We start from the raw sequence: 7,782 nt of genomic DNA, 5'->3' as shown, positions 1-7,782 counted from the left end.
TGATCGCGAAGCACCGGAAGGGCGGAACCGGGCCCCGGCGGCGGGACCCGGTTCCGCCGCCGGTCAGTGACCCAGGGGCAGGTCGGTGTGCAGCGCGTCGCCGAGGTCCGGCAGCGCCGCGGTGTGACCCAGCGAGCCGAGGTCGGCGACCGGGCTGTGCGCGACCACGCCGGAGGTGGCCGACTGCGCCGTCGCGACCACGTCGTGGGCGGCGTCGGGCAGGTGGGTCACGTCCGGCAGCGAGTGCGGCAGCTCGGCGGTGACGTGCACCGGCAGGTCGGTGGGCAGGCTGACCGGCAGGTTCGGCGCCGGCACGGCCGGCACGTGGGACAGCGCGCCGGAGACCGCGGCGGTGCCGCTGTCGAGGTGCTGCGCGACCTCGGAGCCACCCTGCGCGACGGCGCCCGCGACCTGGCTGCCCGCGGGGGAGAGGTAGCCGGCCACGGCCGTGGATCCGTCGGACACGGTCCCGGCGGCGAACGAGCCGATGCTGTCGGTGTAGCCCGACGCGGCGTCGACGACGGGTGAGGTGTCGCCCAGTGCGTGGGCGTCGAGGCTGGAGCCCAGGTCACCGGCCGAACCGAGGTCCGGCAGCGACAGGCCGTCGGTGGCCAGCGCGTAGGTGCCCAGCGGCGACACCGACTGCGCGGCCGCGGCGACCGCGCCGTCACCGGCGGCGAGCGCACCGGCGAACGTGGCGTCGCCCGCGCCGCCGGTGAGCGACGCGGCGAGCGAGTCGCCGCCCGCGGCGACCGAACCGGACAGCTGCGCGACGTCGGAGACGACGTCACCGGCGAGGCTGACGCCCCCGGTGCTCGCCGCGCCCGCGAGGGTCGCGTCGAGGTGCGAACCGGTGTAGGCGGCGCTGCCGGCGAAGCCGTCGGCGGAGGCCGAGGTGGCGGTGGCGAGCGAGCCGAGGCCCGCGGGGACGGTGGTGGCGACGCACTTCAGGTGCTCGATCGCGCAGCCCAGGTCGTCCGGGCCGTCGGCGGGCAGCGCGGCGAGCGCGGCCTCGACGGCGTCGGCCACCGGCGCCGGGGCGTGGTCGACGACCAGGGCGGTGACCTCCTGCACGTCGCCCGCGGTGATGTCGGACAGGCCCGCGCCGGCCAGGACCGCCTGGGGGTCGGAGAGGAAGGCCGACTGGCTGGCGCCGTCGGACACGAGGGACAGCACGAACTCGTGCAGGGTCTGGATGGGCTGGGACAACGCAGTCTCCACAGGTGGTTCCGGACAGTGAGGATGCGTGCGGCCTACCGCACGACCTAGCTGAACCTAGGGAAGATCATTTCCCTGGGCATCGGGGATCGGACCCCTGAGTGCCACCTGGAGTAACGCCCTCACCCGATAGGGGGTTAGGGGATTTCGCCCTACTGAGGAGTTCGGTCAGTTCTGCACGAGGTCGGCGGCAGTGCTGAATCTCCAGTCGCCACTGGAGATTGAGTCGATCAACGGGTGGAGATAACATAGATTTGTGGGTGTGGACAAGCTGGACGACGAGGACTATCCCGCGTGGACCATGGGGCAGGCCGCGGAGGCGCTGGACGTGCAGCCGGCGTTCCTGCGGAGCCTCGACGCGGCGGAGGTCGTCCAGGCGCACCGCTCCAGTGGCGGCCACCGCCGCTACTCGCGCCGTCAGCTACGCCTGGCCGCGCGCGTGCGTGAGCTGTTCGACAGCGGCATGACGCTCGCGGCGGCCGACCGGATCGTGCGGCTGGAGGACCAGCTCGCCCGGTCGCAGGCGGAGAACCAGGAGCTGCGGCGCCGGCTGGGTACGCGTTCCGGCACGGATGGTCGACAGGAGGAGTGAGATGGGGCTGGAGAACGTGTGGATCCGGACGCTCGGGGACGGGCTCGTGCGCGCCGACCAGGTGATCGGCATCGGCAATCACCGCACGCCGGCGCTGGCGGGCAAGCCGGGCCGGTGGCTGGTGACGATCTCGGTCGCGGCGCCGTCGGGCCACGGCACGGCGGACAGCTGGAACCTCACGAACCTGCACCGCACGCTGGCCCAGGTGGACCGCGAACCCCGCCAGGCGCCCGACGCACTGGCGCGGCTGCTCGCCCAGCTGGCAACGGTGGAGACGGCGGGCGTGGTCAACCCGGTCACCCGCGACGGCGACGTGCGGTTCGAGTTCAGCCGCTTCGACAGCGAACGCCCCCAGGCGGAGCCGGAGCCCGCGGCGGAGTCCCGGATCCCGGTGGGGATCGGCTGACCCCCGGCGGGGGTTGGTGGAAGCCGCCGGTCGCGGCGGGCTGATTGCAGTCCGAGCTGCCCGGATCCTGGTCTTCGCGACGGGCGGGTGATTCGGCCGGTCGCGGCCGGGGCTGCCCGAGTTTCGGCGGTCGCGCCGGAAGCGGTTGGCCTGGCACGGTGCCCGGGACTCGACGCCGGGCCGGGAACGGCCGACCTGGCGTCCTGGCCGGAATGGCCGTGACCGGGGACCTCCATTGCGGCTGACACTGTCCGGCACCCGGCGGCGGTGTGTGGCGGCTGATCGCTGGCATCGGTCGCCGCCGGAGCTGGATGCCCCGGCGGTGGGCGGCGAGCTGGGGGGTCAGGGGATGAGCAGGGTCTTCCCCACCGAGCGGCGGGCCGCCAGTGCGGCGTGGGCCTCCGCGGCGCGGACGAGCGGGTAGGTCTGCCCGATGAGCGGCGTGACGCGGCCTTCGGCGGCCGCGCGCAGTATCCGCTCGACCCGCGGCCGGTCGCCATGCCTGCCCTGGACGGAGAACCGGCGTCCGGCACCGTCGAAAGTGGACGGTTCGCCCTCGAAGAGGACGTCCACCGAACCGACCTGCTCCGGCCAGCCGGGCTCTCCGTGGTCGACGACCAGCTCCGCCCCGAGGTCCCGCACCAGCTGCATCCTCCCCGGCCCGCGCGCGGCGCCGACGACCCGCGCCCCGGCGTCGAGGGCGAGCTGGACCAGCAGGCTGCCCACCGCGTCCGAGGCGGGCAGCACCAGCACCGACTCACCCGCCTCGACCGCGGCCGCCTCGAACACGGCGAGTGCGATGCTGCCTTCGTGCAGCAGGGCCATCGCCTCGTGCTCGTGCACCTCGTCCGGAATGCCGATCAGCCCTGGCACCCGTGCCACGACCCGGTCCGCGTAGCCACCATCCACTTCGGACAGAACCCGCCTGCCCAGCCATTCGCCGGGCACCCCCTCGCCGACCGCCGTGATTCGCCCCGCCACGCCGCTGCCCGGGACGAACGGGGCCGCCGGGGAAGGTGCGCCAGTGACGGGGATTTCCTCCGTGCCCGCGATCACGGTTCCCGCCGCCCTGCCGCCCGCGACGGAAACCCCCGCGGCCGCCACCACCCCGCGCTCCGGACTCCCCGCCGCCAGCGTCACCGGCCCTCCACCCCCGCCGGCAGCCACCCCGTCCAGGTCTCCGGCCAGCACGCCCGCCGCCGCGACTTCGATCACCACTTCGCCCCTGCCGGGGGTGGGCGGGGGCACGTGCCTGACCCGCAGCTCCGGCCCGTCCGTCTCGATCACGTGCATGTCCATCACCCTCAGTCTGGGACCTCGACCACACTCCAGGTCAAGACAGCAGTTTCCGCACCAGGCCCCGCACCCACTCCGCCGTCACCGGCAGCTGCGTGAACAACGCCCGGTAGTAGAGCGGCCCGAGCAGCCCGTCCGAAGCCTCCTCGACACTGGGCGTCCGCCCGCCCCGCGAGCGCTCCCGTTCGAGGATCGCCTCCAGCTGGGCGTGCCGGTCCGCGGTGCAGGCGCAGCCGCCGTCCGGCCCGGCGCCGAGCGCGGCCCGCATGATCGCCAGCGTGTCCGGGTCGGCCAGGTCGGTCGCCACCGCCGTGGCCCACCGCTCCAGGTCCTCCCGCACGTCCCCGGTGTCCGGCACCACGATGTCCCCGCTGAAGCGGCTCGACGCGACCTCGCTGAGCAGGTCCGCGAGCGACCCCCAGCGGCGGTACACCGTCGTCGGGTGGACACCGGCGCGCGTGGCGATCAGTGGCAGCGTCACCTCCTCGGCGGGTTGTTCGGACAGGAGCTCTTCGACCGCGCGGTGCACGGACGCGCGCACGCGCGCGGACCGTCCGCCGGGCCGGGTCGCAGGGGGAGAAGCGGGCATGAAACCAGTATCGCACCGATCGTTGCGTTTACGCTATGGTGGTCTAACGCATTGATCGTTGCTTTTGAGGAGGGAACGTGTCCGAATCCGTCGCCGTCGCGGCACCCGTGGCCGACGTCCTGCCCAGACGCCTGCCCCGCGGCTTCGCCTTCGCCGCCGTCGCGGCGATCTTCGTGCTGTTCATGGCCGCGTCCAGCGCGCCGTCCCCGCTCTACGTCGTCTACCAGCAGAACTGGCACTTCTCCGCCACCACGCTCACCGCGGTCTTCGCGGTGTACGTGGTGGGGCTGATCGCGTCACTGCTGGTGCTCGGCGCGCTTTCCGACCACGTCGGCCGCCGTCCCGTGCTCGGCGCGGCGATCGCACTCGAAGCGACATCGCTCGTGTTGTTCCTCGTCGCCGGGGACGTTCCGGTGCTGTTCGCCGCCCGGCTGGTGCAGGGCATCGCGACCGGCGCCGCGATGACGGCGATGGCCGCCACGCTCGTGGACCTCGACCCGCCGCACGCGCCCGGCCGCGCCGGGGTGGTGAACGGCATCGCGCCCACCACCGGCCTCGCGCTCGGCGCGCTCGGCTGCGGCGCGCTCGTGCAGTTCGCGCCCGCGCCGACGCACCTGGTGTACGTGGTGCTGCTGGCCGGCATGGTCCTCGCGGCCCTCATCGTCGCCGCGATGCCCGAGACGTCCGGCCGCCGTCCCGGTGGCCTGCGGTCCCTGCAGCCCCGGCTCGGCGTGCCGCAGCGGCTGCGGGCCGACTTCTTCGCGCTGGTCCCGATCCTGCTCGCGAGCTGGTCGCTGGGCGGGCTGTACCTGTCGCTCGGCCCGTCGATCGCCTCGGGGTTGTTCGGGCTGACGAACCACCTCATCGGCGGACTCGTCGTCACCCTGCTGTGCGGCACCGGCGCGCTCGCCACGTTCCTGCTGCGCACCCGTCCCGTCCAGTGGACGCTCGGCGTCGGCGCGGCGCTGCTCACCGCCGGGCTCGTGCTCACCTTCGCGGGGATCGCGGCGGGCCTCGTCGCGCTGGGCATCGTCGGCACCGTCGTGGCGGGGGTCGGGTTCGGCGCCTCCGCGCTGGCGAGTTTCGGGACTCTGGCGCGGATTTCCGCTCCCGCCGAGCGTGGCGAGCTGTTCGCCGTCGCGTACGTGATCTCGTACCTCGCGTTCAGCGTGCCCGCCGTGGTCGCCGGGTTCGCCGCGACCGCGTTCGGGCTACGGCCGACCGCGCTGGTGTACGCGGCCGTGCTCGGGGTGCTGGCGGCGACCGCGCTCGTCGTCCAGCGGCTGCGCGTGACCAGATAGTGGGACAGGTGCCGGCCGGACCTTAACCTGGTAGGTGATCTTCCCCCGTCTCGTCTGGAGTGTCCATGTCCGCTGTCGCCGACCGGCAGCCCGCCGGTGGGTTCCTGTCCCCGTCCCCGACCTCGTGCGCCGCTCCCGTGCCGCGGCCCGAGGAGCCGGTGAAGGTCGTGCCGCTGGTGATCGCCGCGGTGCTCGGGACCGGGCTGAGCGCGTACGTGTGGGCGTCCTACGGCGGGAAGTACGGCATCCTCCTGGTGCTCGGGCTGTTCGTGGGGCTGGCGCTGTTCCACTCGCGGTTCGGGTTCACCTCCGCGTGGCGGCAGTTGATCGCGGTCGGCAACGGCGCCGGCCTGCGAGCCCACACCGTGCTGCTGGGCACCGCGGCCACGCTCATCGCGTTGATCGCGGGCACCGGCACGGGGCTTTTCGGTGCCACGCCGAAGATCTCGGCGGGCCCGATCGGGCTGGCGCTGTTCGCGGGCGCGGCCCTGTTCGGGGTCGGCATGCAGCTGGGCGGGGCATGCGCCTCGGGCACGTTGTTCGCGGTGGGCGCCGGGCAGTCGACGATCGTGCTCACGCTGGGCGGGTTCGTCGTGGGCTCGGTGTTCTACACGTGGGCGTACCCGGTCTTCACCGGCTGGCCGCAGGTTTCGGGGTTCCTGCTCGCCGACCACGTGGGCTGGTGGGGTTCGTGGGCGGTCACGATCGCCGTGCTGGTCCTGGTGGCCGCGGTGACGCGGGTGGTGCAGAAGCGGCGCACCCCGCCGCCGGTCGACGCGGTGCCGACGGCGCACGGCGCCGCCCGGGTGCTGCGTGGTTCGTGGCCGCTGCTGGTGGGCGCGGTCGTGCTGGCGGTGCTGGCGGCGGCGGTGGTGCTGGTGTCCGGCGGCACCTGGGGCGTGACGTTCGCGTTCGCGCTGTGGGGCGCCAAGCTGCTGCAGCTGTTCGGGCTGCACCCGGAGACGTGGGAGTTCTGGCAGAGCACGAGCAACGCCAGGTCCCTCGCCGGTCCGGTGTGGACGGACAAGACCAGCCTCACCGACCTCGGGATCATCCTCGGGGCAGCGGTGGCCGCCGCGGCGGCGGGAGCGTGGAAGATCCGGGCGGAGATCCCGTGGCGGACCGCGATCGCGGCCGTGCTGGGCGGAATCCTGATGGGCATCGGCGCCCGCCTGTCCGGCGGCTGCAACATCGGGGCCTACCTGGCGGGCATCTCGACGGGCAGCCTGCACGGGTGGCTGTGGGGCGCGTTCGCCCTGGGCGGCACCTGGATCGGGCTGAAGCTGCGGCCGCTGTTCGGGCTCACCAACCCCCAGCCGACCGACAGCGTCTGCTAACCCCGCGGCTGCCAGCCGAGCGCCGGGCCGAGACGGGTGGCCAGGTCGGTCAGGATCTGCACGTAGTCGTCGTGCTCGAAGGTGAACGGGAGCGCGAACGCGACCTCGTCGATCTCGCGGAACGCGGCGTGCGCGTAGAGCCGCTCGGCGATCTCCTCCGACGTGCCCACCAGGTCCCGCGCGAACAGCATCCGCGCCGGGCCCTGCGGCGACGCCGTGCGGGGCGTGCGCTTGTCGACGTACGCCTCGTACTTCGCCCGCTGCCCGGGTGACGCCGAGTCCGTCGGGATCACCACGAGGCCCTGCGAGACCCGCGCCCGCTCGCCGTCCGGGTGGGCGGCGCGGAACGCGCGCACGTGCGAGAGCTGGATCTCCTCGAAGTCCTCGGACTCCTCGGCCTTGACCACGCTGCTGGTGAGGAAGTTCATCCCCTGCTCACCCGCCCACCGGGCCGAGCGCAGGCTGCCCCCGCCGTACCACAGCCGCCGCCCGAGGCCGGGGGAGTGCGGCTGCACGCGGTCGGAGAACACCTCGAACCCCTCGGTGCCGCTGAAGTCCGTGGCGGGCTCGCCGCGCACGAAGCCGAGCAGCCGCCGCATCCGTTCGTAGCCGAAGTCCTCGGCGTCACCGGTGTCCGGGTACAGCGCGGGGCGCACGCGGTCGTAGTGCATGGGCGGCCCGACGCTGAGACCGGGGTTGAGGCGGCCACCGGAGAGCAGGTCCACCGTCGCCAGGTCCTCGGCCAGCCGCAGCGGGTTCTCCCAGCCGAGCGGGATCACCGCGGTACCCAGCTCGATCCGGCTCGTGCGCTGCGACGCCGCTGCGAGCACCGCGACCGGCGACGAGATCCCGTACTGCAGGTGCCGGTGGCGGACCCACGCGCTGTCGAACCCCAGCCGCTCACCCAGCTGGATGACCTCCAGCGTGGACTCGTGCCCGCGCCGCGGGTCGCCGGGGTCGAACAAGCCGATCGTGAGGAAGCCCAGCTTCCGCAACGGTTCCGAGGGCTTCGGCATGGGGTCCTCCGGTGGTGGCGGTCGGTG

Annotated in this window: 8 protein-coding genes; 4 read left to right on the top strand and 4 right to left on the bottom strand. The window is 73.6% G+C overall.

All coding sequences use genetic code 11. The features are described from left to right. Nucleotides 1-63: 63 nt before the first annotated feature. Nucleotides 64-1,209 carry an IniB N-terminal domain-containing protein gene (locus FHX82_RS33310; RefSeq protein ID WP_145934951.1) on the bottom strand — a complete coding sequence of 382 codons (1,146 nt, stop codon included), beginning with the start codon at nucleotides 1,207-1,209 and terminating at the stop codon, nucleotides 64-66. Nucleotides 1,210-1,519: 310 nt separating this feature from the next. Here FHX82_RS33310 and FHX82_RS33305 point away from each other — a divergent pair, with 310 nt between their 5' ends. Both FHX82_RS33305 and FHX82_RS33300 read left to right on the top strand, forming a co-directional pair. Next, the gene (locus FHX82_RS33305; RefSeq protein WP_145934963.1) at nucleotides 1,520-1,810 is read left to right on the top strand and encodes a MerR family transcriptional regulator; all 291 of its coding nucleotides are present in this window, start codon (nucleotides 1,520-1,522) and stop codon (nucleotides 1,808-1,810) included. Between the two features lies 1 nt (nucleotide 1,811). After that, the gene (locus FHX82_RS33300) at nucleotides 1,812-2,216 is read left to right on the top strand and encodes a hypothetical protein (protein WP_145934952.1); all 405 of its coding nucleotides are present in this window, start codon (nucleotides 1,812-1,814) and stop codon (nucleotides 2,214-2,216) included. 342 nt (nucleotides 2,217-2,558) lie between these two features. Here FHX82_RS33300 and FHX82_RS33295 read toward each other — a convergent pair whose 3' ends face one another. Together FHX82_RS33295 and FHX82_RS33290 are read right to left on the bottom strand one after the other, a co-directional pair. After that, nucleotides 2,559-3,515, bottom strand: a complete 957-nt coding sequence (locus FHX82_RS33295; protein ID WP_229880310.1) for a zinc-binding dehydrogenase — start codon at nucleotides 3,513-3,515, stop codon at nucleotides 2,559-2,561. Between the two features lie 34 nt (nucleotides 3,516-3,549). Further along, nucleotides 3,550-4,101: a TetR/AcrR family transcriptional regulator gene (locus tag FHX82_RS33290; RefSeq protein WP_145935238.1), complete on the bottom strand. Its 552-nt coding sequence runs from the start codon at nucleotides 4,099-4,101 to the stop codon at nucleotides 3,550-3,552. A 77-nt stretch (nucleotides 4,102-4,178) separates the two neighbouring features. Here FHX82_RS33290 and FHX82_RS33285 point away from each other — a divergent pair, with 77 nt between their 5' ends. Both FHX82_RS33285 and FHX82_RS33280 read left to right on the top strand, forming a co-directional pair. Continuing rightward, nucleotides 4,179-5,402 (top strand): MFS transporter, encoded by a 1,224-nt coding sequence (locus FHX82_RS33285; RefSeq protein ID WP_145935237.1) that lies wholly within the window; start codon nucleotides 4,179-4,181, stop codon nucleotides 5,400-5,402. Between the two features lie 65 nt (nucleotides 5,403-5,467). Then, nucleotides 5,468-6,739, top strand: a complete 1,272-nt coding sequence (locus FHX82_RS33280; protein WP_145935236.1) for a YeeE/YedE family protein — start codon at nucleotides 5,468-5,470, stop codon at nucleotides 6,737-6,739. Here the strand turns inward: FHX82_RS33280 and FHX82_RS33275 are convergent. Next, a complete protein-coding gene (locus FHX82_RS33275) occupies nucleotides 6,736-7,755 on the bottom strand; it encodes an LLM class flavin-dependent oxidoreductase (RefSeq protein WP_145935235.1) in 1,020 nt (339 codons plus the stop codon). The genes FHX82_RS33280 and FHX82_RS33275 overlap by 4 nt on opposite strands. Between the last annotated feature and the right edge of the window lie 27 nt (nucleotides 7,756-7,782).

The sequence above is a fragment of the Amycolatopsis bartoniae genome, from assembly GCF_014191255.1.
Classification (GTDB): domain Bacteria; phylum Actinomycetota; class Actinomycetes; order Mycobacteriales; family Pseudonocardiaceae; genus Amycolatopsis_E; species Amycolatopsis_E bartoniae.
Note: the sequence above shows the minus strand (reverse complement) of the source record. Positions and strands in the feature narration are given on the sequence as shown.